This window comes from Thauera sp., from assembly GCF_047601425.1.
Classification (GTDB): Bacteria; Pseudomonadota; Gammaproteobacteria; order Burkholderiales; family Rhodocyclaceae; genus Thauera.
Window position 1 is genome coordinate 264,011 of record NZ_JASGJL010000001.1, and the last position, 26,292, is coordinate 290,302.

The window sequence follows — 26,292 nt, forward strand, 5'->3', positions numbered from 1 at the left end:
GGCCGAGCTCACCACCCGCCGTTGTCGCCGCCATCGCTCCCGCCGCTGCCCCAGGCGTCGCCGCCGCCCGTCGGCGCCTCGATGCGGATGCTGTCGAGGTCTACATCGACCGCCTTGTCCAGACTGCCGGTGATGAGCTGAGGGAACGCGATCAACAGGCCGAGGACGACGATCTGCAGGAACACGAAGGGCAGGGCGCCGCGGTACATCTGCCCGGTGCGGATGCCTTCCATGCGCTTGCCGGTGACGCGATCGATGAAGCTCGCTACCGGCGTGATGCTGCGCAGGTAAAGCAGGGCGAAGCCGAAGGGCGGTGTCAGGAAGGAGGTCTGCAGGTTGACCGCGATCAGGATGCCGAACCAGATCAGGTCGATGCCCATCTTCTCCGCCACCGGTCCCAGCAGCGGCAGCAGGATGAAGGCGATCTCGAAGAAATCGAGGAAGAAGCCGAGCAGGAAGACGACGGTATTCACGAACAGCAGGAAACCGATCTCGCCGCCGGGCAGTTGATCGAACAGGTGTTCGACCCAGTGGTTGCCGTCCACCGCGGTGAAGGTGAAGCTGAACAGCGTCGAGCCGATCAGGATGAACAGCACGAAGCAGGACAGCCGGGTGGTGGCTTCGAGTGCCTGGCGCAGCGTCTTGAGATCGAGCCGGCGGCGCATCAGGGCCATCAGAAGCGCGCCGGTCGCGCCCATCGCGCCGCCTTCGGTCGGTGTCGCGACGCCGAGGAAGATGGTGCCGAGCACGAGGAAGATCAAGGCCAGCGGCGGCACCATCACGAAGGTGAACTGCTGGGCCATGCGCGACAGCAGGCCAAGCCGCAGCAGGCGGTTGATGCCGGCCAGGATCATCGACAGGATGGTGCCGAAAGTCATGGCGACGACCACGGTCTCGTCACGCGCCGGGGACTGGGGTTCGGTGCCCTGCATCCAGCCGAGGATGTCGCCGTACCAGAAACCGAAGATGATGGCGGCGGCAATGATGAGGATGCTGAACACGAGCAGGGAGCGCCCGCCGGAGGTGCCATCGGCTTCGCGGAAAGTGCGCGCCTCCGGCGGCATGGCCGGCACCAGCTTGGGCAGGAAGATCGCCACCGCGATGATCAGCAGCGCATAGGCGCCGATCAGCATGAAGGCCGGCGTGAAGGCGCCGCGGAACATGTCGCCGACACTGGTGCCGAGCTGGTCGGCGACGACGATCAGCACCAGCGACGGCGGCAGCGCCTGCGCCAGCGTGCCCGAGGCGGTGATGGTGCCGCAGGAGAAGGCCGGGTTGTAGCCGTAGCGCAGCATGATGGGCAGTGAGATCAGGCCCATCGAGATCACCGCCGCGGCGACCACGCCGGTGGTGGCGGCCAGCAGCGAGCCGACGAACAGTACCGACAGCGCCAGCCCGCCGCGGATCGGTCCGAACACCTGGCCGGCGGTTTCCAGCAGGTCCTCGGCCATGCCGCTGCGTTCCAGGATCAGCCCCATCAGCGTGAAGAAGGGAATCGCCAGCAGGGTGTCGTTCTGCATGATGCCGAACACCCGCAGCGGCAGCGCCTGGAACAGGGTGGCCGGCAGCAGGCCCAGTTCGATGCCGACGAAACCGAATACCAGCCCACAGGCGGCCAGCGAGAAGGCGACCGGGAAGCCGGAGAGCAGGAACAGCATGACCACCCCGAACATGATCGGGGCGATGTTGGAGGTGAAGAATTCGATCATGATTTGCGCGCCTCGTCGCTGGCCTCGGGATGCGCTGCGTCGGCAGCGGCGTGGTCGTGATCCTCTGCCTGGCCGCCATGGCCGCCGCCGAGCTTCAGCGGATCGGGGCCGTGGCCGGTGAGGTAGGCGATACGCTTGATCAGTTCGGAGAAGGATTGCAGTCCCAGCAGCGCGAAACCGATCGGTACCAGCGCGTACACCGGCCAGCGGATCAGGCCGCCGGCGTTCGATGACACTTCGCCGGAGTTGTAGGCCTGTGCGACGATGGGCCACGAGAAGCTGATCATGAACCAGCACAGCGGCAGCACGAAGAAGACGATGCCGCCGATGTCGATCAGGATGCGTGTGCGCGGCGACAGCCGGCTCGACACGACGTCGATGCGCACATGGGCGTTCTGCAGGAAGGTATAGCCGGCGCCGAGCAGGAACACTGCGGCGAACAGATACCACTGGATCTCGAGAAAGGCATTGGAGCCGATGTTGAACGCCTTGCGGATGATGGCGTTGATTGCGCTGATCAGGGTGGCGACCAGGATCAGCCAGATGATGGATTTCCCGATCAGCCTGCTGAGCCGGTCGATGATCAGGGAGATATCTAGCAATGTCTGCATGGCGTCGGGCTCTCGATGGTCGGCTGGCTGTTCGTGCGCGTTGTCATGCCGGCATGAACGGCAGGCACAGCCAAGCCGCCGTCAGCGCGGAGCTGGCGGCGGCGGAGAAGACGACGGGCCGTGGCCCGTTCGCGGCAAGCGTGCTCAGAGTTTCTGGGCGGCCATGTACTGGTCGTAATTGCCTTCGGCGAGCGGCATCCACTGGTACTGGTCGGCAAGGAAGCGCGCGTAGTCCGGGTGGACCTTCTTCCAGTTGGGGTTGGTGTCGTTCAGTTCCGCGTAGACTTCCTGGGTGGCCTTGAACGAGGCGTCCATGAAGTCCTTCGGGAGGCGGCCCAGCTTGGCTCCTTCGGCGACAAGTTGCTTCAGCGAATTCGGGTTGCGGGCGTCGTAGCGGGCCTGGCAGGTGACGTGGGCAGCGCGCGAAGCCTGCTCGATGATGGCCTTGTACTCGGCGGAGAGGCTGTTCCACTGCTTGTCGTTGATGTAGAGCGAGAACTGCGTGCTGCCTTCCCACCAGCCCGGGAAGTAGTAGTTCTTGGCGACCTTGTGCAGGCCCAGGCGCAGGTCATCGTAGGGACCGATCCACTCGGCCGCGTCGATGGTGCCTTTTTCCAGCGCCTGGTAGATCTCGCCGGCCGGAATGTTCTGCGGCACGACGCCGAGCCTGGCCAGCACGCGGCCGCCGAAGCCGCCGACGCGAAACTTCAGGCCCTCGAAGTCCTTGAGCGACTTGATTTCCTTGCGGAACCAGCCGGCCATCTGGGTGCCGGAATTGCCGCAGGGGAAATTGACGATGTTGTACTGCTTGTAGAACTCGCGCAGCAGTTTCAGGCCGTTGCCTTCGAACATCCATGCGCTCATGCCGCGCGAGTTCATGCCGAACGGGATGCAGCAGTCCAGGGCGAAAGTTTCATCCTTGCCGAAGAAGTAATACGGCGCGGTGTGCGCGCATTCGATCGTGCCCTGCTGTACCGCGTCCACCACGCCGAAGGGCGGAACGAGTTCGCCGCCGGGGTGGACCGAGATCACGAACTTGCCGCCGGTGGCGTCGGAGACGTACTTGGCGAAGGCTTCGCTGGCGCCGAAGACGGTCTCGAGCGATTTGGGAAAGCTCGATGCCAGCCGCCAGCGGATCAGCTGCTGGGCATGCACGATGGCGGGTGCGGTACCGGCGGCCAGAATGCCGGCCATGCCGGCGCCTTGCAGAAATTTACGGCGTTCCATGTTCGTCTCCTCTGTTGTCTATCGAAAATTTGTATCCGATTATAGATGAAATTATTCGCCACCCGGATACCACGGAAAACCCTAATAATTCACGGAATCGCCGATTTTGCTGTGCCCGTCATGCACTGGGCAGTTCGTCCAGCGCTCCGCCGAGATGGCTCTCGTCCGCCCAGGCCAGCAATTGCCAGTTTCCGGCGCTGTGCTCGATCCAGTTCAGCCCGGCGTTCGGTATCGGAAAGTCGCGTGGCGTATGCAGCGCGGTGCCGCAAGCCAGCCGCCGGCTGATGTCGAGCACGCCGCCATGGGTGACGATCAGCACGGTCTGGCCGGCGTGACGGGTGGCGATATCGTTCAGCACGGCGCCGACGCGGGCGGAGAAGGCGAGCAGGCTTTCGCCATGTTCCGGAACGCCGAAATCGAGTTCCCGCGCCTTGAAACGCTGGTAGAACCCGGGGTGCTGGCGTTCGGCCTCGTCATAGGTCAGGCCCTGGAACAGGCCGTAGTGGCGTTCGCGCAGGCGTTCGTCCTGGATCGTTTCCAATGCCTGCCGGTGGGCGATGGCTGCAGCGGTCTGCCGCGCACGCAGCAGGTCGCTGCAGTACAGCGCGGCGAAGCCATGGCCGAGTGCCTGCAGACGTGTCGCCGTCGCTTCGGCCTGGGCGAGTCCGGTTTCGTTGAGCGGAATGTCGAGATGTCCCTGCAGACGGCGTTCGGTATTCCATGCCGTTTCGCCATGGCGGACGAGACAGATCCGGCATGTCCTTGGCGGTATCGATGAATTTTCCATATAAGACGTTTTAATGAATGGGTACGTGCGAAAAACGGAGGCTGTGAAATAATGACGGGCTTTCGATGGATTTGCTTGCGCACCGACGTGCACAGGCGCCGTGGCCGTTCACGTTGCCGTGCGTTTCTGGAGTCTTTCCGTGTCCTTTTTGCTGCGAATTTCCCGCTTGATCGACTGGATCAACGAACGGGTCGGGCGTAGCGTGATGTGGCTGGTGCTGATCGCGGTCGTGATCAGCGCCGGCAATGCATTCGCCCGCAAATTTTTCAACACCAGCTCGAATGCGATGCTGGAGATCCAGTGGTACCTGTTCGCCGCGATCTTCATGCTGGCCTCAGGTTACACCTTCCTGCGCAACGAGCACGTCCGCATCGACATCCTCACCACCCGCCTGTCGCCGCGAGGGCAGAACATCGTCAACGTGATCGGCATCCTGCTCTTCATGCTGCCGATGGCGGTGCTGATCCTGTGGTTGTCGCTGCCGATCGTGATGACCTCGATCGAGTCGGGCGAAATGTCGCAGAACTATGGTGGCCTGATCCGCTGGCCGGTCAAGCTGCTGCTGCCGGTCGGCCTGCTGCTGCTGGTGCTGCAGGCCTTCTCCGAACTGATCAAGCGCATCGCCTTTCTGACCGGGCACGGGCCGAATCCGCTGGTCAAGAAGTCCGCCGGCGCCGGCACAGAGGAACTGGTCGCCGCGATCAAGGCGAACAGTGCCCAGATCGTCGGACAGGAGCGTGCGAAATGACCGAGTTCATCATCGCCAACATGGCGCCGCTGATGTTCGCGTCCATGATCCTGTTCCTGTTGTTCGGCTTTCCGGTCGCCTTCGCACTGGCCGCCAACGGCATCCTGTTCGGCCTCATCGGCATCGAGCTCGGCCTGCTGCACGGCGCGCTGTTCCAGGCGCTGCCCGAGCGGGTGTTCGGCATCATGGCCAACGACACCTTGCTGGCCGTTCCTTTCTTCACCTTCATGGGTCTGATCCTCGAACGCAGCGGCATGGCCGAGGACCTGCTCGACACCATCGGCCAGCTGTTCGGCCCGATCCGCGGCGGCCTCGCCTTTGCGGTGATCTTCGTCGGCGCGCTGCTGGCAGCGACCACCGGCGTGGTGGCGGCCTCGGTGATCTCGATGGGCCTGATCTCGCTGCCGATCATGATGCGCTACGGCTACGACCATCGCATCGCGAGCGGGGTCATTGCCGCCTCGGGCACGCTGGCGCAGATCATTCCGCCCTCGCTGGTGCTGATCGTGATGGCCGACCAGCTCGGCCGTTCGGTGGGCGACATGTACCAGGCAGCGCTGGTGCCGGGCCTGATGCTGACCGGTTTCTACGCACTTTACGTAGCAGCTGTCGCGATCGTGCGTCCGTCCCATGTGCCGGCGATGCCGCCCGAGGCGCGGACCTTGCGCGAGGACGACGGCTCGAGCGGCTTGCGTTCTCTCGCTGTCCTGACTGTGCTGTCGGTGGCCGGTGCGTGGCTGTTCATCGACTGGTTCTATGGCGAAGGCGCACCGCGCGACGAGATGGCGGTGGTGTCGGCGATGGCGGCGATCGGCGTTGCCTTCGTCGTCGCGATCATCAACCGCGTGCTCGGCCTCGGCCTGCTGTCGCGCATGGCCGAGCGCGTGACCTTCGTGCTGATTCCGCCGCTGGGCCTGGTTTTCCTGGTGCTCGGCACGATCTTCATCGGCATTGCGACGCCGACCGAAGGCGGGGCGATGGGTGCGGTCGGCGCGGTGGTGATGGCGGTGGTGCGCGGACGGCTTTCGTTCGGCCTGTTGAAGCAGGCGATGGACTCGACGACCAAGCTGTCCTGCTTCGTGATGTTCATCCTGATCGGTTCGAGCGTGTTCGGCCTGACTTTCCGCGGCGTCAATGGCGACCTGTGGGTCGAGCACCTGATGACTTCGCTGCCGGGCGGCGAGATCGGCTTCCTGATCGCGGTCAACGTGCTGGTGTTCCTGCTCGCCTTCTTCCTGGATTACTTCGAACTGGCCTTCATCATTGTGCCGCTGCTGGCGCCGGTGGCCGACAAGCTGGGCATCGACCTGATCTGGTTCGGCGTGCTGCTCGCGGTGAACATGCAGACTTCCTTCCTGCATCCGCCGTTCGGCTTCGCGTTGTTCTTCCTGCGCTCGGTGGCGCCGGAGAAGGTGAAATCGTCCTCGATCTACTGGGGAGCTGTGCCTTTCGTCATCATCCAGCTCTGCATGGTCGGCCTCATCATTGCTTTCCCTGATCTGGTCTCCTATGGCGACGGCAGTCCGAAACCGGGCGAGCAACAGGAACTGAAGCTCGACGAGTTGCTGGGCGGCGGCGGAGCGCCGCCGGCTGCGGACGATGCCGGTTCCGACCTGTTGCGCCAGTTGCAGGGCGACTGAGAATGGTGCGATACGTCGAACTGCACGAATGAAAATGGCCCGCGCAGCAAAGCGCGGGCCATTTTTTTACTGCGTTCAGCCCGGCTCGAGGCCGGGCACTTCCGTTCAGCGGATCGACTGCATGAAGCGGTCGTAGCTGCCTTCGGCGACGCCGAACCAGGCGTTCTGAGATTTACGGTACTTTTCGAATTCGGTGTAGATCTTGGCCCACGCCGGATTCTTCTTCGCTTCCTCGGCGTACAGCTCCTGCGATACTTCGTAGCCGCGTTTCATGATCTCGTTCGAGAAGGTTTTCAGCTTCACGCCCTGCGACAGCAGGCGGGCCAGCGCCTGCGGGTTCTTGTGGTCGTAGGTTGCCGTCATCAGGATGTGGGCTTCGCGCGAAGCGGTGCGGAACGCAGCCTGGTATTCCTTCGGCAGCTTGTCCCACTCGGCCTTGTTCACGTAGAAATGCACCACCGGACCCGGCTCCCACCAGCCCGGTGCGTAGTAATTCGGTGCGACCTTGTGGAAGCCCAGCTTTTCATCGTCGTAAGGCGCGACCCATTCGGCGGCGTCGATGGTGCCTTTTTCCAGCGCGGGGTAAACATCGGGGCCGGCGAGCTGCTGCGGGATGGCGCCCATGCGCGCAAGGATCTCGCCGCCGATGCCGGCGATGCGGATCTTCAGGCCCTTGATGTCTTCGAGCGAGTTGATTTCCTTGCGGTACCAGCCGCCCATCTGCACGCCGGTGTTGCCGCCGAGGAAGGAGTAGATGTTGTAGTTGCTGTAGAACTCGTCCAGCAGTTCCTGGCCGCCGCCGGCGATGATCCAGGCGTCCATCTGGCGTGCGTTCAGGCCGAAGGGCACGGCGGTGCCGAAGGCGAAGGTCTTGTCCTTGCCGACGTAGTAGTACGAGCAGGTATGGCACATTTCGACCGTGCCCTGCTGCACGGCGTCGAGCGCCTGCAGGCCGGGCACCAGTTCGCCGGCCGGGAAGATGCGGATGTCGAACTTGCCGTCGGTGATTTCACGCAGGCGGTTGGCGAGCATCTCGGCGCTGCCGAAGAGGGTGTCGACGCTCTTTGGAAAGCTCGAGGTCATGCGCCACTGGATCGACGGCAGGCCGGTCTGAACGGCCGGTGCGGAGGCGGCGGCGGGGGCTGCGTGTTGTTCGGACTTGCCGCAGGCCGCGAGGCCGAGGGCGGCGCCAGCCGCAGCGCCGGCACCGGCCTTCTTCAGAAATGAACGACGTTCCACATGAACTCCTTCAGGACAGTGATGAGGTATCGATGTACGGCAGCCCGCCTCAGCGGCCCGCCACCTTCATGCGCTCGATCAGGATCGAGCCGCAGTGCTTGGCGCCGCGCGGCAGCGCATCGTTGCCGATGGCGACGATGCTGCGGAACATGTCGCGCAGGTTGCCCGCGATGGTGACTTCTTCCACCGCGTGCTTGATCCTGCCTTTCTCCACCCAGAAACCCGCCGCGCCGCGCGAGTAGTCGCCGGTGACGTAGTTTACGCCGTGGCCGAGCAGCTCGGTGACGAGCAGGCCGCGATCCATCTGCTTGACGAGGCCGGCGAGATCCTTGTCGCCCGGCCTGACGATCAGATTGTGCGAGCCGCCGGCGTTGCCGGTGGTCTGCATGCCGAGCTTGCGCGCGGAGTAGGCGGACAGGAAATAGCCGTTCAGCACGCCGTCGGTGACGACCTCGCGATCGCGGGTGGCAACGCCGTCGCTGTCGAAGGGGCTGGAGCCGAAGGCTTTCTTGAGGTGCGGCCGCCCGGAAATGCTGACCAGCGGCGAGAACACCTGCTGGCCGAGGCTGTCGAGCAGGAAGCTCGATTTGCGGTAGAGCGCGCCGCCGCTGACGGCCTGCACGAAGCTGCCGATCAGCCCGACCGCCAGCGGCGCCTCGAACAGCACCGGCACCTCGCAGGTCCGGACCTGCCTGCCGCCCAATCGTGCCAGTGCGCGTTCGCCGGCGATGCGGCCGATCTCGTCGGCGCTCATCAGCTCGGCCGGGTCGCGGCGCGAGTCGTACCAGTATTCGCGCTGCATGCCCTCATCCTCGCCGGCGATCACCGAGCACGACAGGCCGTGGCGGGTGGTGGCATAGCCGCCGATGAAGCCGAGGCTGTTGGCCGAGACGAAGTGCGACTGCTGGATCGAGGTGCCGGCGCCTTCGGAGTTGCTGATCTGCGGGCCGACCGCGAATGCTGCTTCCTCGCAGCGGCGGGCCAGCGCGATCGCTTCGTCGACGCCGATCGCCCAGGGGTGGAACAGGTCCAGCTCGGGCATGTCCTTCTCGCGCGCCATCAGCGCGGCGTCGGCCAGGCCGGCGCAGGGATCGGGCGCGGTGAAACGGGCGATCGACAGTGCGGCGTCGACCGTGGCTTTCAGCGCCTTCTTTGAGAAGTCGGAAGTGCTCGCGTAGCCGCGCTGCTGGCCGAGGTAGACGGTGACGCCGACACCCTTGTCGCGGTTGTATTCGATGGTCTCGACTTCCGCCTTGCGCACGCCCACCGACTGGCCGAAGCCTTCCGACACATCGGTCTCGCAGGCACTGGCGCCTTGCTTCTTCGCATACTTGAGGATGTCGGTGGCGATTTCGCGCAGATGCGCCTGGGAGAAGGAGAAGCCTTGGTCGGACATGGGCGGGCTGCTGTCGGGCAAAGGCTATAATCTTAACCCGTCCAAGCTCCGAGCCACCTGCAATGCGTTCAGATTCGCGCCCCTCCCACGACGAAGACGATATCGTCGAGCCGCCCAGCAAGAGCAGTCTCAAGCGCGAGATGCATGCCTTGCAGGATATCGGCGAGCAACTCGTCGCGCTGTCGTCCGAACGCCTCAAGAAAGTGCCGCTGCCCGATACCCTGTACGAAGCCGTGCGTGCCGCACAGGGATTCAAGATGGAGGCGCGCCGCCGCCAGATGCAGTACATCGGCAAGCTGATGCGCAAGATCGACCCGGCGCCGATCCAGGCCCAGCTCGACATCTTCAATGGCAACTCCGCTGCCGAAGTGGCGAAGATGCACCGCCTCGAACGCCTGCGCGAGCGCCTGCTGGAAGACGAGCAGACCATCGGCACCATCGCCGAGACCTGGCCCGAGGCCGATCTGCAGTACCTGCGCACGCTGCGCCGCAACGCGCTGAAGGAGCGCGAGGCCGGCAAGCCGCCCAAGGCCTTCCGCGAGATATTCCGCGTGCTGCGCGACTTGCAGCAGGCGCAGGATGATGCCATCGAAGCCGCCCGCGCCGAGGCGGAAGGCGAGGACGGCGGAGAAGAGGCGGATCGCGCCTGAAGCCGGCCGCGCCTCGCCGGCTGCACCCGAATCCCTCACGACGAGACTTGTTCCCATGAGCGAATCCATCCGCATCGGTCTGGTGTCGATCAGCGACCGCGCCGCCGACGGCACCTATGAAGACCAGGGCATCCCAGCGTTGCAGGACTGGCTGGGCAAGGCGCTGACCTCGCCCTGGAGTGTCGAGACGCGGCTGATCCCCGACGAGCGTCCGCTGATCGAACGCACGCTGGCCGAACTCGCCGACCAGGCCGGCTGCAACCTGGTGCTGACCACCGGCGGCACCGGCCCGTCGCCGCGCGACGTCACGCCCGAGGCCACGCTGGCCGTCGGCGACAAGGAAATGCCCGGTTTCGGCGAGGAGATGCGCCGCATCAGCCTCAACTTCGTGCCCACCGCGATCCTGTCGCGCCAGGTCGCGGTGATCCGCGGCCGCTGCCTCATCATCAACCTGCCCGGCCAGCCCAAGTCGATCCGCGAAACGCTCGAAGGCGTACGCGATGCCGATGGCGCCGTGCGCCACGTCGGCATCTTCGCCGCCGTGCCGTACTGCATCGATCTCATCGGCGGCCCCTACATCGAAACCGACGATGCGGTGATCAAGGCCTTCCGTCCCAAGAACGCCATCCGGCCGAAGCAGGCATGAGCGCGGACGCGAGCGGCGCGCCCCTGCTGTTGCACTGGTCCGAGGACGGCGAGGCGCACAGCGCCCGCTGGCGCTCGGAAAGCGGCCAGGCGCCGCCGAAGCGGGTTCAGCCCGTCGATGACACGCTGACCGCCGACGCCGCCTGGCGCCTGGCCTGCGAAGGCGCGGCGCTGCTGTGGCGGGGCGACTACCACAATGCCCGCCAGTTGCTGCAGGCCATGGGACGCCGTGCCGGCCGTCGACCGGGCAAAAAGAGCGTCGGCAGGGGCAGGAAGGCGGCACAGGCCCCCGCGTCAGCGGCCGAGGCTTTCCACCTCCACCGCATGGCCCAGGCGCAGCGTGCGCGGACGCTGGGCATGCTGCTGATTCCGGTCGAAGCCGGCGGCCGCATTGCCTTGCGCCGTGCGCCCGACGTTCACGACGTGCTGGCCGAAGCCTTCGGCGACGAGCACGCGGACCTGCTGCAAGCGCCGTTCGCGTTGTCGCTGCGCGAACTGCTCGGCCTGATCGGTGCGCACGAATGGCGGCGCAAGGGCGTTCCGGTGCCGGCGCTGGGCGAGCGCATCCATCCCTGGTACGGCGTGTTCTCGCCGATCCGCGGCGAATACCTCGATCTCGTCGCCCGTGCGCCCCTGCCGGCGAAGACGCTTGCCTTCGACATCGGCACGGGCACCGGCGTCATCGCCGCGCTGCTGGCGCGCCGCGGCGTGCAGCGCGTGGTGGCGACCGAGCTGTTGCCGCGTGCCATCGGCTGCGCCCGCGACAATCTCACGCGCCTGGGCTTGTCCGCGCAGGTCGACGTGGTCGAGGCAGATCTTTTCCCTGCCGGCCGCGCCCCGCTGGTGGTATGCAACCCGCCCTGGGTACCGGCCAAGCCCACTTCCGCGATCGAGCACGCCGTATACGATCCCGGCAGCGCCATGCTGCGCGGCTTCCTGCACGGTTTGCGGGCGCACCTGGAGCCGGGCGGCGAAGGCTGGCTGATCCTGTCCGACCTCGCCGAACACCTCGGCCTGCGCAGCCGCGACGAACTGCTCGGCTGGATCCGCGATGCCGGCCTGAGGGCGCTCGGCCGCGAAGACATCCGCCCGCGCCACGCCAAGGCTGCCGATGCGGACGATCCCTTGCATGCGGCACGGGCAGCGGAAACGACTTCGTTGTGGCGGCTGGGAGCAGCCTGAGCGTCGAGCTTCTACTTCTGCACGATCCGGATCATTGGCCGCTCCAGGTGCTTCGCCGGCGGCGGCACCGACAGCTGGCGGCGGCGTTCCTGCTCGCGCCACCAGGCGCGAACGCCGAGCAGGGCGGCGAGGATCAGGGCATAAATGAAGGGCTTGAGCAGGTCGGCCTTCACCAGCCACCAGAAATGCACCACGCCGAGGATGGCGATGGCGTAGCTCGAGCGGTGCAGCGACTGCCAGCGCCGGCCGCCCATGCGGCGCACTGCGGCCTTGTTCGAAGTGACGGCGAGCGGGACCAGCAGCACGAAGGCGGCGAAACCGACGCTGATGAAGGGACGGTCGAGGATGTCGCGTGCAATCGCCTGCCAGTCGAAGAACTGGTCCAGCCAGATATAGGTGGAGAAATGTGCGGCAGCGTAGGCGAAGGCGAACAGCCCCAGCATGCGCCGCAGCCGGATCAGCCAGTGCAGTCCGCTGTAACGGCGCAGCGGGCTGACTGCGAGCGTGATCAGCAGCAGGCGCAACGTCCATTCGCCGCTGGCGCGGGTGATGGTTTCGATGGGATTGGCGCCGAGGCTGTCGTTCTGCCAGCCCAGCGCCAGTTGTCCGGCGGGGACCAGGCAGGCGATGAAGACGATGGCCTTGAACAAGGTGATCAGTGGCGCAGAAGGCGCGCGCAGGAAGTTCGGCATGTCCGGGTGTCGCTCTCAGTAATGCGTGCGCAGGTCCATGCCCTGGTACAGGCTGGCGACCTGCTCGGCGTAGCCGTTGAACATCAAGGTCGGCCGTTTGCGGATCTCGCCGATGCGGCGCTCGGTGGCCTGGCTCCAGCGCGGATGCGAGACCTCCGGGTTGACGTTGGCGAAGAAGCCGTATTCATGGGGCGCGGCGCGGCGCCATGAGGTCGCCGGGCGGTTTTCGACGAGGCGGATGGTGGTGATCGACTTGATGCTCTTGAAGCCGTATTTCCACGGCACAACCAGGCGGATCGGTGCGCCGTTCTGGTTCGGCAGCACTTCGCCGTACAGGCCCACGGCCAGGATGGTCAGTGGATGCAGGGCCTCGTCCAGACGCAGGCCTTCGGCGTAAGGCCACTGCAGGACCGGCCGGCGCAGCATGATTTCAGGGTCGTAGTGGGTCAGGAATTCGACGTACTTGGCGCTACCGAGCGGCTCGACCGCTTTCAGCAGGGAAGCCAGAGGGAAGCCTACCCAGGGGATCACCATCGACCAGCCTTCGACGCAGCGCAGGCGGTAGATGCGCTCTTCCAGCGGCGCGAGCTTCAGCAGTTCGTCGATGTCGAAGCGGCGCGGCTTGCCGGCCAGGCCTTCGACCATGACGCTCCATGGCCGAGTCGCCATGCGCCCGGCGTTCTGCGCCGGGTCGCCCTTGTCGGTGCCGAATTCGTAGAAGTTGTTGTAGCTCGTCACCGACTTGCGTTCGGTCATGGCTTCGGTGGTGCTCAGCGGCGAAGCGGTGGTGGCCAGGCGGTCCGATGCTGCGTTTGCCGTCCCGCCCAATCCTTGCCACAGGGCCGTGCCGGCCATGAGCCCGAGTCCGCTGCGCACCAGGAAGCGGCGCCGGTCTTCGAACAGCGAGCGCGGCGTGATTTCGGCGGGGCGGATGTCGGCGGGAATGGGGCCCGAGGTGGAGCGGATCAGCATGGCAGGTTCTCGGCGGAGCGATTTCGGACGGACCGTCGAGACAGACCATCGAAATGGCTGATCGGTTCAGCAGGGGCGGGCGAATGGAATGGCGGCCTGTGCCTGCATGGCGCTGGCCTCGTTCGGCGTCAGCGAGGAGTTCGCCCAGACGACGCGGTTGCGGCCGGCGTGCTTGGCGTCGTACAGGGCCCGGTCGGCGGCGTGGAACAGTGCGTCGCTGACACTGGAGGTGGTGGGCACATGGCTTGCGCCTCCCAGGCTGAGCGTGAGCTGCAGCGGCTGGCCGTCGAGGGTCTGGAACGGTGTCGTGGCGATGCGCTGGCGTACGGCCTCGGCGAATGCGGAGGCGCCGGCTTCGTCGGCGCCCGGCAGCAGCAGCACGAACTCCTCGCCGCCGTAGCGGCAGACGAAGTCGCCGGGCCGGTGTATTGCCCACTTCAGCGCTTGCGCCACGCTGCGCAGCGCTTCGTCGCCTTCCGCATGGCCGTAGGTGTCGTTGATGCGTTTGAAGTGGTCGATGTCCGCCACGATCATCGACAAGGGCAGGGCATGGCGCAGGCAGCGTCGCCATTCCTGTTCGAGGGTCTCGGCGAAGCGCAGCCGGTTGGGGATGCCGGTGAGATTGTCGAGCATGGCCAGCTGTTCGAGCAGGCGGCGCTGCTCCACCAGGCGCAGGTGGTTGCGTACCCGGACGCGGACGATGGGCGGATGGAAGGGCTTGGTGATGTAGTCGACGGCGCCGAGTTCGAGGCCGATCTTCTGGTCGTCGAAGGAGTCCAGCGCGGTGATGAAGATCACGGGGGTGTCGCGCGTGCGGTCGTCGTCCTTGAGCTGGCGGATCACCGAATGGCCGTTCATGTCCGGCATCACGACGTCGAGCAGGATCAGGTCGGGTTGCAGTTCGCGTGCCCGCGCCAGCGCCTGCTCGCCGTTCTTGGCCAGGTGCAGGCGGCACTCGTGCTGCAGCAGCTCGGTGAGCAGCTGGCGATTGTGCTTTTCGTCATCGACGATGAGTACGGTGGGGTCGGCGTTCATGTCGGAGCCTGGATCATGTCTTCGCGCAGGGCGGTCAGCAGTGGCAGGGCGGTTTCGTATTCGACATCTTCGATCAGGGCGAGTATCGCCTTTACATGGGCTTGCCAGACCGATCCTTCCAGCACGCCGCTCAGCCTGCGTATCCCGCTTTCGGCGCGGGCATCATGACAGGCAAGCAGCGCCAGCGTCTCGTCGATCAGCGGCAATGCCGCCTCCATCTGCCGCGCAGCGTCCGCAGCCGATGCCTGCCCGGCTTCCGGCGCTCGGCTGCCGGGCAGCGTTGCCAGTGCCGAGCATACCGTCTGCAGGCTTGCATCCAGCGCCAGCAGCTCGTCCCCGCTGGGTGACTGGCCAGTGCGCAGCCGGTGTTCCAGTTCGCCCGCCTGCGCAGCCAGTCCGGCGGCGCCGATCGCTGCCGCGCCGGATTTCAGCGAGTGTACCCAGCGGTGAGCGGTTCCGGTATCCCCACGTGCCAATGCCTCGTGCAGGGGACGGCTGCCAGAGGCGAAGGCCGTTGCGAACTCGTCCAGGATGCGGCGGTACAGGGCCGGGCGGCCGAGATGGTTGGCCAGGCCGCGAATCATGTCGATGCCCGGCAGCTCGGCTGGCCAGCCTGCAACCGCGAATGGAGCCGCCTGGTCCGCCGGCGTTTCGCCCCTTGCCGCCACGCCGGCCATGCTCGGCGTCGATGCGGGAAGGGACGGGGAGGCGCCGGCTTCGTGTGCCGGCAGCCAGCGCAGCAGCACGGCATACAGCATGCCGACGTCGATCGGCTTGGTGAGGTGGTCGTTCATGCCGGCTTCGAGGCTCCGCTGGCGGTCGCCCTCCAGGGCATGGGCGGTCATCGCGATGATCGGGATGTCCGGACAGTCCGAGCCGGCCCGGATGCGCCGCGCAGCGGCGAGGCCGTCCAGCACCGGCATCTGGACGTCCATCAGCACCAGATTGCACGGCTGCACTGCAAGCGTGGCCAGCGCTTCCTCTCCGTTTGCCGCCTCGACGACCTGCAGGCCGGCATCCTGCAGGAAGGCGCGTGCGATTTCACGGTTGAGCGGCATGTCGTCCACCACCAGCACCCGGAAGCCGCCCAGGGATGCGTGGCCGCTCGGTAGCGCGACCTGGTCCGGGGGCGGCGGCGCAGGATCGGAGCGCGCTTCGTCCAGCGCCGCCCGCAGCGTCCGCGGCAGGACGGGCTTGACCAGGGTGGCGTCGATGCAGGCAGTCTGCAAGTGCTCATCCATGCTGGCGTAGCCGGTGTTGCTGATCTGCAGCACGATTTTCGGGAAGGGCCGGGCCGCGGCGGCGAACGTGGCGCCGAGACGGGAGCGCAATTCCCTTGCCAGCGCCAGGCCATCCATGTTGCCGATGTGCCAGTCCAGCAGGATCAGATCGAAGGCGTCGCTGGCGGCGACGCGCTCGTGCAGCAGTTCGATCGCCTGCTCCGCGTCTGCGCAGGCACGCGCGCGCAGCCCTTGCTGGGCGCACAGCGTCGACAGCACATGGCGGCTGGACGGGCTCGCTGCCACCACCAGGGCATGGTGGAAGCCGGTTGCGGCAGGGCGCGCCTCATCCGCTGGTGCCACGGGCAAGTCGAGCCCGACATGGAAATGCGCGCCTTCGCCGGATACGGATTCCACCTCGATGCGCCCGCCCATCATGCGGACCAGCTGGGCACAGATCGACAGCCCCAGCCCGGTGCCGCCGAAACGCCGGGTGATGGAGTCGTCGCCCTGGGAGAAGGGTTGGAACAGCACGGCCTGCTGCGCGGATGTGAGGCCGATGCCGGTGTCGTGCACGCTCAAGCGCAGAGCAGCCATGCCGGCCGGGGCGGGGTCGCCACGCAGGCTGACCTGCAGCATGACTTCCCCCCGTTCGGTGAACTTCACCGCGTTGGCCAGCAGGTTGATCAGGATCTGGCGCAGGCGCAGCGGGTCGCCGACCAGGCGGGCCGGCAGGTTTCCATCGGGCAGCAACAGCAGCTCGACGTTCTTCTCTTCCGCCCTGAGCGCCACCACGCTCAGCGCCTGTTCACACAGCTCCAGCAGGTCGAAGGGGATCGATTCCAGCGGCAGCTTGCCGGCTTCGATGCGGGAATAGTCGAGCACGTCGTTGATGACGCCCAGCAAGGCCTCGGACGAGGCCAGCATCTTGTCGAGCTGGTCGCGCTGCTGGCGCGTCAGCGCCGAGCGGCGCAGCAGGCCGCCCAGGCCGATGATGGCGTTCATCGGCGTGCGGATCTCGTGGCTCATCCGTGCCAGGAACTCCGATTTCGCCTGGTTGGCGCGGTGTGTCTCGGCCATCGCCGACGCCAGCGCGTGAGTGCGCTGCTCGACCAGTTGTTCGAGATTGTCCTGGTAGGCGGCCAGTTCGGCGCCGCGTGCCTGCACGGTATCGATCAGTTCGTTCAGGCCACGCCCCAGCGCGGCGATCTCGGTGCCGCCGCCCGGTTGTGCGCGAGCCTGGAGGTTCGGATTGCCGGTCAGCCGCCGCAGCAGATCGGGAAGCGCGTGGACAGGCGCAAGCAGCCGGCGCATTGCCCGAGACATCGAGATCAGCGTCACGACCAGCACCAGCAGCAGGACCGTGGTCGCTTCCAGCGCCGAGTGCAGGAGAGCCCTGTCGAGATGCTCCAGCGAGGCGACCAGTTCGAGCCGTGCCGCCTGGCGCTGGCCTTCGAGCACGGGAGCCCAGACGGTCAGCCTGCCGTCGCCGAAACGGTAGCCCGTCGCCCCCTGGGGCAGGTTGTTCAATTGGAAGGAAGAGGCGCCGTTGCGCGTGTAAGTCGCCAGCAGGCCGCTGTCGGGCAGCACCAGGCGGGCTTCGAGGATCAGCGGGTTGGCTGACAGTGCCTGCAGCAGGGCATCAGCCTCGCGGTAGTCGGCAAAAACCACCGCTGCCCGGCTGTTGCTGGCGATCAGGGCAGCCTGCGCCGAGAGCGAGGCGACCCATTCCGTTCGCAGCAGGCGCTGCTGCTGGAATGACATCAGGCCGAAGACCAGCAGGGTTGCCACACTCAGGGCGACTGCACCGAGCAGGTTCAGGCGCCCGCTCAGGGTGGCCGGCAGCCAGGCAGCCAGCCTTTCGATGCAGTGTCGCAGCCGCGCGCGCATCGACTAGTCTCCCGGAGGGCGGGCGAGGCGCAGCAGCTGCGCGCTGAAGCTGACGCCCCGCTCCCGCGCCACACGCTGGTTGATCACGATATCGATGCCAGTGCCTTCGTCCCGCACCAGCAGCTCGACGATGCCGCCGGCCTGGGCGAAGCCCTCGATGTCGGACACCGTGACCTGCGGGCGCCGGGTCAGCTGCGAGAGTATCGCGTCCAGGCGATGCCGTTCGGAGCTGCCGATGAACACCATGTCGCAGTGGACGGCCTGGGCGGGATCGTCCAGATAGCGCACGCTGAACGTGCGTCCGTCGGTTACCGAGCGCTGCAACTGGGTCAGTGCATCCTCCAGCCCGCTCCGCCCCAGGTGGCAGATCAATGGCGATGGGGCGCGTTCGAGCGGCGGTTCATAGACGAACAGCGGCAGCTTGAACAGCAGCACTGCCTTCAAGGCCTGCTCCGATGCCGCCTGGGGTGCGGGTGCCTGTGCCGCGGCCAGCTCGCAGCACAGGCCGGCCAGCAGGCCGGCCATGGCGCGCATGTATCGCCGCCACATTTAGAAGCTGTACTCCAGCGTCACCATCCAGCTGCGCGGCTGCTGCGGCATCGTCAGCAGGGTGCTGTCGGCGGCGCCGTGGGCGACGTGGTAGCGGCGGTCGAACAGGTTGTCGATGTCCAGCCACAGCGTGGCATGCCCATCCAGCAGGCGGTGCCAGCCCACGTGCAGGCTGGCGGCCCACCAGGCGTCGGCTTTCAGGTGATGGCCGGGCCGCGTCCGATCCCTGCGTCCGGTGGTGGTCCTGCCGACCCAGGTCAGGCGCGGCGTGACCGTCAGCGTGTCGCCATGGCGCCAGGTGCTGCCGAGCTTGAGCTTGTGCTTCGCGACGTAGGGCAGATCCCAGTTCCGTTCGTCCTCCCCGGTCTGGAGCGTGCCGTCGATGTAGCTCAGGCTGCCCCACACTTCGCCGTGCCAGGCGCCCGCGGTGCGGAATTGCCACTGGCCGCTGATGTCGAGTCCCGTATGGTGGGCCTTTCCTGCATTGCCCTTGATCGTGGTCTCGCTCAGCACCGCGCCGGGAATGTACTGCGTCGGCACCCTTTCGTTGAGCGTGGCGATCAGGTTGTTGATGTGGCTGTGGTACAGATGGGTGATCAGGTTCAGCGATGGCGTCGGGCGCCAGTCCCAGGTCAGGCTGAGCGTGCGGGCGCGTTCGGCTTCGAGCTTGCCGTTCGGTGCGCGGAAACCCTTGCCGATATAGAGCCCTTCCGCATCCCTGGCGCCGCTGAAGGCACCGTATGCCGACAGCGACTCGTCGTAGGAGGGCGCGCGGAAGGCTTCGCCGTAGGACAGCTTGAAGACGTGCCGCGCCAGCGGTTGCCACACCGCGCCCAGGCGCGGGTTGAGGCTGCTGCCGTAGCCCGAGTGGCGATCGTGGCGAACGCCGATCATGGTGGTGAACTGCGGCGTCCACTGTGCCTGCCATTGCAGGTAGCCGAATTCATTGTGATGGCGAGCCGAGGGAATCAGGATCGGCAGATCGGTGTTGGCATAGTTCAGGCCCTGGCCGTGCGTTCCCAGTGATCGCCGATAGCGGCTGGGCAGATTGGGCGTCAGCATGGCTTCGTAATCCTGATAGCCGATGCCGAGCTGCAGTTCATGCGCGGGATCGATGCGCCAGTGCAGCGTGGGCCGGATGCCGGTGCGGGTAGCCTTGGCATAGTTGTAGCCGCGAGCGCCGAAGCCGGTGTATTTGTTCAGGTAGTTGGAGTCCGGGTCGGCTTCCTGGCGAGCGTAGTCGATCAGCACGCGCCCCTCGATGTCAGGCGTCAACTGGAAGCGCGCCTGTGCGTAGAGGGTTTCGGAAACGGTTTCCCAGCGTGCACGGCGGTCGTACAGAGCCATGTCGGTACGGTCGCCCGTGCTGGTCGGCTGGCTGAAACCGTTGCGGTAGTAGCCCAGCGTCAGGTGTTCGGTGAGATCGGCGCGGGCGAACAGGCTGTGGCTCTCGATGCCGTCAACATGGCGGCGGCGGGCCTGGGCCGGCACGACGACCGTGCCGTCGTAATCCTGTGCGTCCGCTGCAGGGAAGTCATCGGGATAGTAGTGATCGAGCGGCGCGCGATCGCTGCGCTGCCTGTGTCCGCCCAGCGAGAAGCGTACGTCTTCGGCCGGGCTGAGATTGAACAGGAACTGCGCTTCGCGGCTGTCGAAGCGTCCGGCGCCTGCCGAGGCCCAGTTGTCGCCGGCCTGCTCGCCGCGGTCGGTGATGATGTTGATGACGCCGGCCACTGCGTCGGCTCCGTAAAGCGCCGCGGCCGGGCCGTAGAACCACCTCGACCTGGCGTGCCATGTACAGCGAGAAGTTCCGGGCGACGGCGATCTTGCCGCCGGCCGGGTCGTCCACGCGGACGCCGTCGAGCATGATCAGCAACTGGTTGTTGCTGTTGAAGCCCTGCAGGCTGAAGTTGTTGAAGATCGACGAGCGGCTGCCCGCCATGAAGTCAACGCCGGGCAGGTCGCTCAGCAGTTCGCCCAGGTCGCGATAGCGGCGGGCTCTGATCTGTTCCCGGGTGATCACGATGACGTGGGCGGGCGTGTCGTCGCGCCGCTCGACGCGGTGCGAGGCCGTGATGATCGGTGTCTGGATGAGTTCTTCGAGCGACAGCGGCAGCAGGCGCAGCACGTCCTCGCTTGCGCCTGCCTGCAGCGGTGGCCAGCATGTCGCCACGACCCCCGCCACACAGAGGGCCCGGCATTTCGGCCGGTGTCCGAGCACAGTCAGCGCCATTTCTCACCCATGAGTTTCACCTACCCGATCGAACCGGTAATGATCCCACAACAGTTCATGAATGTGGCATGCCGATGCACCCGATTGCCATCAATCCGTGCCCTGCCGATGGAAAAAATCACGCATCCGGGATGAGGCGCGCAGGCCGGGCGCTGTATCTGTCCCGCCTGTTGCCGGAAATGCGAGCTAGAATCACAGGTCACTTTCAGCCAGAGATGCAGAGTTTTTGCCATGCCCGCTTCCACCAAGATCCATATCGACGACGTCCGCATCCAGGAAATCAAGGAGCTTGTGCCACCGGCGCACGTGCTGCGCGAGTTCCCGGCCACGCCCGGGGCGGCGGCCGTCGCCTACGAGGCGCGCCAGTCCATCCACCGCATCCTGTTCGGCGCCGATGACCGCCTGCTGGTGGTCATCGGACCGTGTTCGATCCATGATCCGGCGGCAGCGATCGAGTACGCCAACCGGCTCAGGGCCGAGGCCGACCGCCTGAAGGACGATCTGCTGATCGTCATGCGCGTCTATTTCGAGAAGCCGCGCACCACCGTCGGCTGGAAGGGGCTGATCAACGACCCTGGCCTGGACAACAGCTACCGCATCAACGACGGCGTCCGCCTGGCACGCAAGCTGCTGTGGGAAATCAACGAACTCGGCTTGCCGGCCGGCACCGAGTTCCTCGACATGATCACGCCGCAGTACATCGCCGACCTCATCAGCTGGGGCGCGATCGGCGCGCGGACCACCGAGAGCCAGGTGCACCGCGAACTCGCCTCGGGCCTGTCGTGCCCGGTCGGCTTCAAGAACGGCACCGACGGCAACGTCCGCATCGCGGTCGACGCGATCAAGGCCGCCCAGTCGCCGCACCATTTCCTGTCGGTGACCAAGGCCGGCCATTCGGCCATCGTCACCACCCGCGGCAACGAGGACTGCCACGTCATCCTGCGCGGCGGCAAGGCGCCAAACTATGACGCCGCCAGCGTCGATGCGGCCTGCAAGGAGCTCGCCGCCAGCGGCGTGCAGGGCAAGGTCATGATCGACTTCTCCCACGCCAACAGCCGCAAGCAGCACCGCCTGCAGATCGAAGTCGCAGACGACGTCGCCCGCCAGCTTGCCGCCGGCGAGGATCGCATCATCGGCGTGATGGTCGAGTCCCACCTCACCGAAGGGCGCCAGGACCTGGTGCCGGGCAAGGAGCTCGAGTATGGCAAGAGCGTCACCGACGCCTGCATCGGCTGGGAGGACAGCGTGAAGCTGCTCGACACGCTGGCCGAAGGCGTGCGCCAGCGTCGCGTCGAGCGCGCGACCCAGTACGAGTGAGCCGCTGCGCCCGCATCAGCGACTGAACACACCGATCACGGAGGCCCGCCATGCAACTGACTGATTCCGCGCTGCTGCGCACTCAAGCCTACATCGACGGCGCCTGGCGCGACGCGGCCGATGGCAGCCGGTTCGAGGTCAGGGATCCCGCCAGCGGCTGCGCACTGGCCAGTGTGCCCGACATGGGAGCTGCCGAGACCCGGCAGGCGATCGAGGCCGCCGCTGCTGCGCTGCCGGCCTGGCGGGCGCGCACTGCCAGGGAGCGTGCTGCCGTGCTGCGCAAGTGGTTCGAACTGATGCTCGCGCACCAGGAAGACCTGGCGCTGCTGATGAGTTCGGAGCAGGGCAAGCCGCTGCCCGAAGCGCGCGGCGAAGTGGCCTATGGCGCATCCTTCCTCGAATGGTTCGCCGAGGAAGGCAAGCGCATCTACGGCGACGTGATTCCCGCGCATGGCGCGGACAAGCGCATCGTCGTGGTCAAGCAGCCGATCGGCGTGGTCGCGGCGGTGACGCCGTGGAATTTCCCGATCGCGATGATCACGCGCAAGGCCGGCCCGGCGCTGGCCGCCGGCTGCACGATGGTGCTCAAGCCGGCCGAGGACACGCCGTTGTCCGCGCTGGCGCTGGCCGAACTGGGCGCGCGCGCCGGCCTGCCGAAAGGCGTGCTCAACATCGTCACCACCGCGAGGGCGGCCGAAGTCGGCGGCGAGCTCACCGCCAACCCGCTGGTGCGCAAGATATCCTTCACCGGCTCGACCGAGGTCGGCAAGCTGCTGATGCGCCAGTCGGCCGACACGGTCAAGAAGGTCTCGCTCGAACTCGGTGGCAACGCACCCTTCATCGTCTTCGACGATGCCGACCTGGACGCCGCGGTCGCCGGCGCAATGGCGTCGAAGTACCGCAACGCCGGCCAGACCTGCGTCTGCGCCAACCGCCTGATCGTGCAGGACGGCATCTATGAAGCCTTCGCCACCAGGCTGGCCGAAGCGGTGGCGAAGCTGAAAGTCGGCCCGGCGTTGTCGGGCGACGTGCAGCAAGGTCCGCTGATCAACGAGGACGCCGTCGCCAAGGTCGAAACCCTGCTCGCCGACGCGCTCGGCAAAGGGGCGCGGCTGGTCTGCGGCGGCAGGCGGCATGCGCTCGGCGGCACCTTCTTCGAGCCCACCATCGTCGCCGACGTGACGCCGGCCATGCGCGTCGCGCGCGAGGAAATCTTCGGCCCGGTGGCGCCGCTGTTCCGCTTCCACACCGAGGAAGAAGCGGTGCGCATGGCCAACGACACCGAGTTCGGCCTTGCGGCGTATTTCTACGCCCGCGACATCGGCCGCGTCTGGCGCGTCGCCGAGGCGCTGGAATACGGCATCGTCGGCATCAACGAAGGCATCATCTCGACCGAGGTCGCCCCTTTCGGCGGCATCAAGGAATCCGGCATCGGCCGCGAAGGTTCGCGCTATGGCATCGAGGACTTCGTCGAGATCAAGTACCTGTGCATGGGCGGCATCCGCTGAGCGCTTCGGCCGGCTACGGCGCCGTGCCTTCCAGCGTCCTGACCAGCGTGTAAACGGCGCGATGAACCGGTAGTTCGAGTCCGGCTTCATCCGCCAGCCTCAGCAGCACACCGGTAATGGCATCGATCTCGGTGCGCCGGCCGGCCAGCACGTCCTGCAGCATGCTGGCGCGGTTGCCGGCCGTCGCCGTTGCCACCGCATGGACGCGGGCAAGGGCCGCGGCTTCGTCCAGCGCCAGCCCCCGGGCATGCAGTATCGGCCAGGCCTCGTGCACCAGGGTGTCGAGCAGCAGGCGATGCGGCGGCTGCAGCAGTGCCCCGTTGGGCACCTGGAACAGCGCCGCGAGCGGATTGATGGCGGCGTTGACCAGCAGCTTGGCCAGGCGCGCGGCGGCAATGTCCGGCGCCACGCGGGCGACGAAGCCGGCCGCCGCCAGCAATGCGGCAACCGGCTCGAAACCGGGCGGCAACAGTGTTTCGCCTGCGCCGGCGGGGTGCACGCCCTGCGCGTCGCGGTAGGCGCCTTCGGTGGTGACACCCTGGCCGACCAGAAGCGCAGGGCCGGCGGCAGGGAGCAGTTCTTCGACCAGCCCGTTCTGCAGCGACAGCACTCCCCTGGGCTGCATGGCCAGCGCCGTGGCCGCGGCCACGCTGGTGTCGCCCGTCTTGACCAGCACGATCACCCAGTCCGCCCCGGGCGCTTCATCCGGCCCGAACACGTCCAGCCGTCGCAGTCTGGCGCCGACGAGGACGCCCTGGCGCAAGGCTTCGGCACGCAGCCTGTCGCGCGCAAGCACCGCCACGGGGACGGAGTCTGCGAGGCGGGTGGCAAATGTGAGGCCGAGCGCGCCGGCGCCGATGATGGCGAGCGGATAGCGCCGGCGGGAGGGAGGAGCGGAAGTATCCATGGCGGTGAGTGTCCGCCATCGGCATGGCCTGCGGCAAGAGGCCGGCAGCGGGATCAAGCGTAGCGCCGAGCCGCCTCCACCGCCAGGCCGGCGCCGATGCTGCCGTAGAGGTCGCCTTCCACGGTTCGCGCCGACGGCAGTTCGGCGGCGATGCGGGCACGCAATTGCGGCACGCCGCTGGCGCCGCCGGTGAAGTACACGGTATCCACCTGTTCGCGGCGGATACCCGCATCGCCGAGCAGCTGCGCCACGCAGCTGCCGACACGTTCCACCAGTCCCGCCGTTGCGGCGGTGAAGTCCGCGGTCGTGATCGTGTGCCGCAGCCCGTCCTCGAGCCGGCCGAGGTCCAGCGCTGCCTCGGCCGCGGTCGATAGATCGATCTTCGCCTGCTCCACCTGCAGCGCCAGCCAGTGGCCCTCGCGCCGGCTCAGCAGGCGTGCTAGGCGGTCGAGTTCGGTGCGCGCTGTGGCGTCGCGGTAGATGTTCTGGAAATCGTTCCAGGCCTGGCGGCTGTATGCCATGTTGATCGTGTGCCAGGTCGATAGCTGGAAATACAGGCTGGCCGGGATGTGGGCGCCGTTCTTCATCAGGCTGCGATGGCCGAGCAGGGGCATCACGCAATCCAGGCTCAGCGCACGGTCGAAGTCGGTGCCGCCGATGTGGATGCCGGCATTGCCCAGCAGGTCGTTGCCGCGTTCGTCGTGGCGGGCGCGCTCGGGTGACAGCCGGACCAGCGAGAAATCGGCCGTGCCGCCGCCGATGTCGGCGACGAGTACCAGTTCCTCGCCAGACAGCGAACGCTCGTAGTGCAGCGCCGCGCCGATCGGCTCGAACTGGAAGCTGATTTCGGCGAAACCCACCTGGCGCGCGATCGCCTCCAGCGTGCCCTGCGCCTTGCGGTCGGCAGCCTCGTCGTCATCGACGAAATGCACCGGGCGGCCGAATACCGCATGATCGAAGCCGCGGCCGGCCTGCGTTTCGGCACGCTGCTTGAGTTCGCCGATGAAGGCGGCCAGCAGGTCGCGGAAGCGCAGTGCGCGGCCCTGCACTTCGGTCTGGCCGTCGATCAGGCTGGAGCCCAGCAGGCTCTTCAGCGCGCGCATCAGCCGGCCTTCGTAGCCGTCGAGATACTGCGCCAGCGCATCGCGGCCGAAGTGGGTGCTGTCTTCGTCGGCATTGAAGAACACCGCCGAAGGCAGCGTCGGCCTGCCGTCTTCCAGTGCCAGCAATGGAGCCGCGTCGGGCCGCAGCCAGCCGACGGTGGAGTTGGACGTGCCGAAATCGATGCCGCAGGCGCGGGCGGGAGCATGCATGGAGGCGGGCGGCGCAGGGCCGTGCGGCGGAAACGGCTGCGCATGTTAACCGACGGCAAGGGGATGTTCCACCGTGTTGGCAGCCGCCTGCCTGCAGCGCCTCGACGTCCGCCGCCGCTTTCAGCGTCGCAGCGGCCTGGCTGGAAGTGTATGGGGCTGTTTCGCCGGAACGCTTGTGCATGTACCGGGGGTGGGCGATGTTCTACCATGCGCATCTGTCCCGCCCGCAGCACCCTGCAGTCCGTTCATGCCCCCAGCCGCTCTTCGCCTTTCCCTCGCTTCCGTTGCCGTTCTGCTGCTTGCGGCCTGCGCTTCGCCGCCGCCGGTGTATGACATGGAAACCTTCCAGCATGAATCTCCCTTCGTGACCTGGAGTACGCGCGAACCCGCCGCGGCATGCGAGCTTGGCAAGCGTGCGCTGCTGAGCCAGGGCTACCGGCTCGAAGGCACGGACATGGTAAGGGTCAGGGGCGAGAAGTTTTTCCAGCCCAAGCCGGACGAGGGCATCACCCTCAACATCACCCTGGTGTGCCTGCCGAGCAACGTCGGTGCGGTGATCTATGCCAATGCGCTGCAGACACGTTATGCGCTGAAATCGGGCTCGACCAGCACCGGCCTCAGCGTGGCCGGCCTCGGTTCGATTTCGCTGCCCTGGACGGCGGCGAAGGAAGCGCTGGTCAAGACCGGCGAGGAAACCGTCACCAGCCCGGCGTTCTACCGCCGGCTGTTTTCGCTGATCCAGACGCTCGATGGCACGCGGGTTGACGGTATCGAGCTGGAGGTCGGCGACACGGAGCCCTGAGCCCGGCCAATCCGCATGGA

23 protein-coding genes are annotated in these 26,292 nt (G+C 66.5%); 8 read left to right on the forward strand and 15 right to left on the reverse strand.

Features of this window, described 5'->3' with window-relative positions; all coding sequences use genetic code 11:
- Nucleotides 1-8: 8 nt before the first annotated feature.
- The 4 genes from QM748_RS01330 to QM748_RS01345 all read right to left on the reverse strand — a co-directional run bounded on the left by QM748_RS01330 (nt 9) and on the right by QM748_RS01345 (nt 4,334).
- Nucleotides 9-1,709, reverse strand: a complete 1,701-nt coding sequence (locus QM748_RS01330; protein WP_415245284.1) for a TRAP transporter large permease — start codon at nt 1,707-1,709, stop codon at nt 9-11.
- Nucleotides 1,706-2,320: a TRAP transporter small permease subunit gene (locus QM748_RS01335; protein ID WP_415245285.1), complete on the reverse strand. Its 615-nt coding sequence runs from the start codon at nt 2,318-2,320 to the stop codon at nt 1,706-1,708. The genes QM748_RS01330 and QM748_RS01335 overlap by 4 nt, the downstream gene beginning before the upstream one ends.
- 144 nt (nt 2,321-2,464) lie before the next feature.
- The gene (locus QM748_RS01340) at nt 2,465-3,547 is read right to left on the reverse strand and encodes a TRAP transporter substrate-binding protein (RefSeq protein WP_415245286.1); all 1,083 of its coding nucleotides are present in this window, start codon (nt 3,545-3,547) and stop codon (nt 2,465-2,467) included.
- A gap of 118 nt (nt 3,548-3,665) precedes the next feature.
- On the reverse strand, nt 3,666-4,334 hold the full coding sequence (locus tag QM748_RS01345; RefSeq protein ID WP_415245287.1) for a histidine phosphatase family protein: 669 nt from the start codon (nt 4,332-4,334) through the stop codon (nt 3,666-3,668).
- A gap of 139 nt (nt 4,335-4,473) precedes the next feature.
- Here QM748_RS01345 and QM748_RS01350 point away from each other — a divergent pair, with 139 nt between their 5' ends.
- Nucleotides 4,474-5,082: a TRAP transporter small permease subunit gene (locus tag QM748_RS01350; RefSeq protein WP_415245288.1), complete on the forward strand. Its 609-nt coding sequence runs from the start codon at nt 4,474-4,476 to the stop codon at nt 5,080-5,082.
- Entirely contained in the window at nt 5,079-6,722 is a 1,644-nt protein-coding gene (locus tag QM748_RS01355) for a TRAP transporter large permease (protein ID WP_415245289.1), read from the forward strand. The genes QM748_RS01350 and QM748_RS01355 overlap by 4 nt, the downstream gene beginning before the upstream one ends.
- A gap of 105 nt (nt 6,723-6,827) precedes the next feature.
- Here the strand turns inward: QM748_RS01355 and QM748_RS01360 are convergent, their stop codons facing one another.
- Nucleotides 6,828-7,961 carry a TRAP transporter substrate-binding protein gene (locus QM748_RS01360; protein WP_415245290.1) on the reverse strand — a complete coding sequence of 378 codons (1,134 nt, stop codon included), beginning with the start codon at nt 7,959-7,961 and terminating at the stop codon, nt 6,828-6,830.
- A 49-nt stretch (nt 7,962-8,010) separates the two neighbouring features.
- Nucleotides 8,011-9,357 carry a metalloprotease PmbA gene (gene pmbA / locus QM748_RS01365; RefSeq protein ID WP_415245291.1) on the reverse strand — a complete coding sequence of 449 codons (1,347 nt, stop codon included), beginning with the start codon at nt 9,355-9,357 and terminating at the stop codon, nt 8,011-8,013.
- 62 nt (nt 9,358-9,419) lie between these two features.
- Between pmbA and yjgA the strand changes: the two genes are divergently transcribed.
- The 3 genes from yjgA to QM748_RS01380 are packed head-to-tail and all read left to right on the forward strand — an operon-like array spanning nt 9,420 to nt 11,834.
- The gene (yjgA, locus tag QM748_RS01370; RefSeq protein WP_415245292.1) at nt 9,420-10,007 is read left to right on the forward strand and encodes a ribosome biogenesis factor YjgA; all 588 of its coding nucleotides are present in this window, start codon (nt 9,420-9,422) and stop codon (nt 10,005-10,007) included.
- A 55-nt stretch (nt 10,008-10,062) separates the two neighbouring features.
- Entirely contained in the window at nt 10,063-10,653 is a 591-nt protein-coding gene (gene mog / locus QM748_RS01375; protein WP_415245293.1) for a molybdopterin adenylyltransferase, read from the forward strand.
- Nucleotides 10,650-11,834, forward strand: a complete 1,185-nt coding sequence (locus QM748_RS01380) for a methyltransferase (protein ID WP_415245294.1) — start codon at nt 10,650-10,652, stop codon at nt 11,832-11,834. The genes mog and QM748_RS01380 overlap by 4 nt, the downstream gene beginning before the upstream one ends.
- Before the next feature lie 11 nt (nt 11,835-11,845).
- On the opposite strand, the gene QM748_RS01385 is transcribed toward QM748_RS01380, so the two are convergent.
- The 7 genes from QM748_RS01385 to QM748_RS01415 form a co-directional block, all read right to left on the reverse strand.
- Entirely contained in the window at nt 11,846-12,526 is a 681-nt protein-coding gene (locus tag QM748_RS01385) for a sulfite oxidase heme-binding subunit YedZ (protein WP_415245295.1), read from the reverse strand.
- Between the two features lie 15 nt (nt 12,527-12,541).
- On the reverse strand, nt 12,542-13,498 hold the full coding sequence (gene msrP, locus QM748_RS01390) for a protein-methionine-sulfoxide reductase catalytic subunit MsrP (RefSeq protein ID WP_415245296.1): 957 nt from the start codon (nt 13,496-13,498) through the stop codon (nt 12,542-12,544).
- 66 nt (nt 13,499-13,564) lie between these two features.
- A complete protein-coding gene (locus QM748_RS01395) occupies nt 13,565-14,533 on the reverse strand; it encodes a diguanylate cyclase (RefSeq protein ID WP_415245297.1) in 969 nt (322 codons plus the stop codon).
- The gene (locus QM748_RS01400; RefSeq protein WP_415245298.1) at nt 14,530-17,643 is read right to left on the reverse strand and encodes a response regulator; all 3,114 of its coding nucleotides are present in this window, start codon (nt 17,641-17,643) and stop codon (nt 14,530-14,532) included. Before QM748_RS01400 ends, QM748_RS01395 begins: the two co-directional genes overlap by 4 nt.
- A 3-nt stretch (nt 17,644-17,646) precedes the next feature.
- Complete coding sequence (locus tag QM748_RS01405; protein WP_415245299.1) at nt 17,647-18,177, reverse strand: YfiR family protein; 531 nt, start codon at nt 18,175-18,177, stop codon at nt 17,647-17,649.
- Between the two features lie 15 nt (nt 18,178-18,192).
- Complete coding sequence (locus tag QM748_RS01410; protein WP_415247992.1) at nt 18,193-19,539, reverse strand: TonB-dependent receptor; 1,347 nt, start codon at nt 19,537-19,539, stop codon at nt 18,193-18,195.
- Between the two features lie 187 nt (nt 19,540-19,726).
- On the reverse strand, nt 19,727-20,425 hold the full coding sequence (locus QM748_RS01415) for a TonB-dependent receptor plug domain-containing protein (RefSeq protein WP_415245300.1): 699 nt from the start codon (nt 20,423-20,425) through the stop codon (nt 19,727-19,729).
- Nucleotides 20,426-20,656: 231 nt separating this feature from the next.
- On the opposite strand from QM748_RS01415, the gene aroG reads away from it, so the two are divergent.
- Nucleotides 20,657-21,742 (forward strand): 3-deoxy-7-phosphoheptulonate synthase AroG, encoded by a 1,086-nt coding sequence (aroG, locus tag QM748_RS01420; RefSeq protein WP_415245301.1) that lies wholly within the window; start codon nt 20,657-20,659, stop codon nt 21,740-21,742.
- A gap of 50 nt (nt 21,743-21,792) precedes the next feature.
- The gene (gabD, locus tag QM748_RS01425) at nt 21,793-23,250 is read left to right on the forward strand and encodes an NADP-dependent succinate-semialdehyde dehydrogenase (protein ID WP_415245302.1); all 1,458 of its coding nucleotides are present in this window, start codon (nt 21,793-21,795) and stop codon (nt 23,248-23,250) included.
- 13 nt (nt 23,251-23,263) lie between these two features.
- Here the strand turns inward: gabD and QM748_RS01430 are convergent, their stop codons facing one another.
- Nucleotides 23,264-24,157, reverse strand: a complete 894-nt coding sequence (locus tag QM748_RS01430; protein ID WP_415245303.1) for a ketopantoate reductase family protein — start codon at nt 24,155-24,157, stop codon at nt 23,264-23,266.
- A gap of 53 nt (nt 24,158-24,210) precedes the next feature.
- Nucleotides 24,211-25,470 (reverse strand): Hsp70 family protein, encoded by a 1,260-nt coding sequence (locus QM748_RS01435; protein ID WP_415245304.1) that lies wholly within the window; start codon nt 25,468-25,470, stop codon nt 24,211-24,213.
- Nucleotides 25,471-25,717: 247 nt separating this feature from the next.
- Here QM748_RS01435 and QM748_RS01440 point away from each other — a divergent pair, with 247 nt between their 5' ends.
- Entirely contained in the window at nt 25,718-26,272 is a 555-nt protein-coding gene (locus QM748_RS01440) for a DUF2242 domain-containing protein (RefSeq protein WP_415245305.1), read from the forward strand.
- The last annotated feature ends 20 nt before the right edge of the window (nt 26,273-26,292 follow it).

Bases quoted from the DNA above. Each gene is read 5' to 3' on its own strand.
- pmbA (WP_415245291.1), bottom strand. From the start codon at position 9,357: ATGTCCGACCAAGGCTTCTCCTTCTCCCAGGCGCATCTGCGCGAAATC.
- QM748_RS01380 (WP_415245294.1), top strand. From the start codon at position 10,650: ATGAGCGCGGACGCGAGCGGCGCGCCCCTGCTGTTGCACTGGTCCGAG.
- QM748_RS01330 (WP_415245284.1), bottom strand. From the start codon at position 1,709: ATGATCGAATTCTTCACCTCCAACATCGCCCCGATCATGTTCGGGGTG.
- QM748_RS01400 (WP_415245298.1), bottom strand. From the start codon at position 17,643: ATGCGCGCGCGGCTGCGACACTGCATCGAAAGGCTGGCTGCCTGGCTG.
- gabD (WP_415245302.1), top strand. From the start codon at position 21,793: ATGCAACTGACTGATTCCGCGCTGCTGCGCACTCAAGCCTACATCGAC.
- QM748_RS01385 (WP_415245295.1), bottom strand. From the start codon at position 12,526: ATGCCGAACTTCCTGCGCGCGCCTTCTGCGCCACTGATCACCTTGTTC.
- QM748_RS01340 (WP_415245286.1), bottom strand. From the start codon at position 3,547: ATGGAACGCCGTAAATTTCTGCAAGGCGCCGGCATGGCCGGCATTCTG.
- QM748_RS01405 (WP_415245299.1), bottom strand. From the start codon at position 18,177: ATGCGCGCCATGGCCGGCCTGCTGGCCGGCCTGTGCTGCGAGCTGGCC.
- QM748_RS01435 (WP_415245304.1), bottom strand. From the start codon at position 25,470: ATGCATGCTCCCGCCCGCGCCTGCGGCATCGATTTCGGCACGTCCAAC.
- QM748_RS01410 (WP_415247992.1), bottom strand. From the start codon at position 19,539: ATGGCTCTGTACGACCGCCGTGCACGCTGGGAAACCGTTTCCGAAACC.
- QM748_RS01335 (WP_415245285.1), bottom strand. From the start codon at position 2,320: ATGCAGACATTGCTAGATATCTCCCTGATCATCGACCGGCTCAGCAGG.
- QM748_RS01430 (WP_415245303.1), bottom strand. From the start codon at position 24,157: ATGGATACTTCCGCTCCTCCCTCCCGCCGGCGCTATCCGCTCGCCATC.
- aroG (WP_415245301.1), top strand. From the start codon at position 20,657: ATGCCCGCTTCCACCAAGATCCATATCGACGACGTCCGCATCCAGGAA.
- msrP (WP_415245296.1), bottom strand. From the start codon at position 13,498: ATGCTGATCCGCTCCACCTCGGGCCCCATTCCCGCCGACATCCGCCCC.
- QM748_RS01345 (WP_415245287.1), bottom strand. From the start codon at position 4,334: ATGGAAAATTCATCGATACCGCCAAGGACATGCCGGATCTGTCTCGTC.
- QM748_RS01355 (WP_415245289.1), top strand. From the start codon at position 5,079: ATGACCGAGTTCATCATCGCCAACATGGCGCCGCTGATGTTCGCGTCC.
- yjgA (WP_415245292.1), top strand. From the start codon at position 9,420: ATGCGTTCAGATTCGCGCCCCTCCCACGACGAAGACGATATCGTCGAG.
- mog (WP_415245293.1), top strand. From the start codon at position 10,063: ATGAGCGAATCCATCCGCATCGGTCTGGTGTCGATCAGCGACCGCGCC.
- QM748_RS01440 (WP_415245305.1), top strand. From the start codon at position 25,718: ATGCCCCCAGCCGCTCTTCGCCTTTCCCTCGCTTCCGTTGCCGTTCTG.
- QM748_RS01415 (WP_415245300.1), bottom strand. From the start codon at position 20,425: ATGGCGCTGACTGTGCTCGGACACCGGCCGAAATGCCGGGCCCTCTGT.
- QM748_RS01395 (WP_415245297.1), bottom strand. From the start codon at position 14,533: ATGAACGCCGACCCCACCGTACTCATCGTCGATGACGAAAAGCACAAT.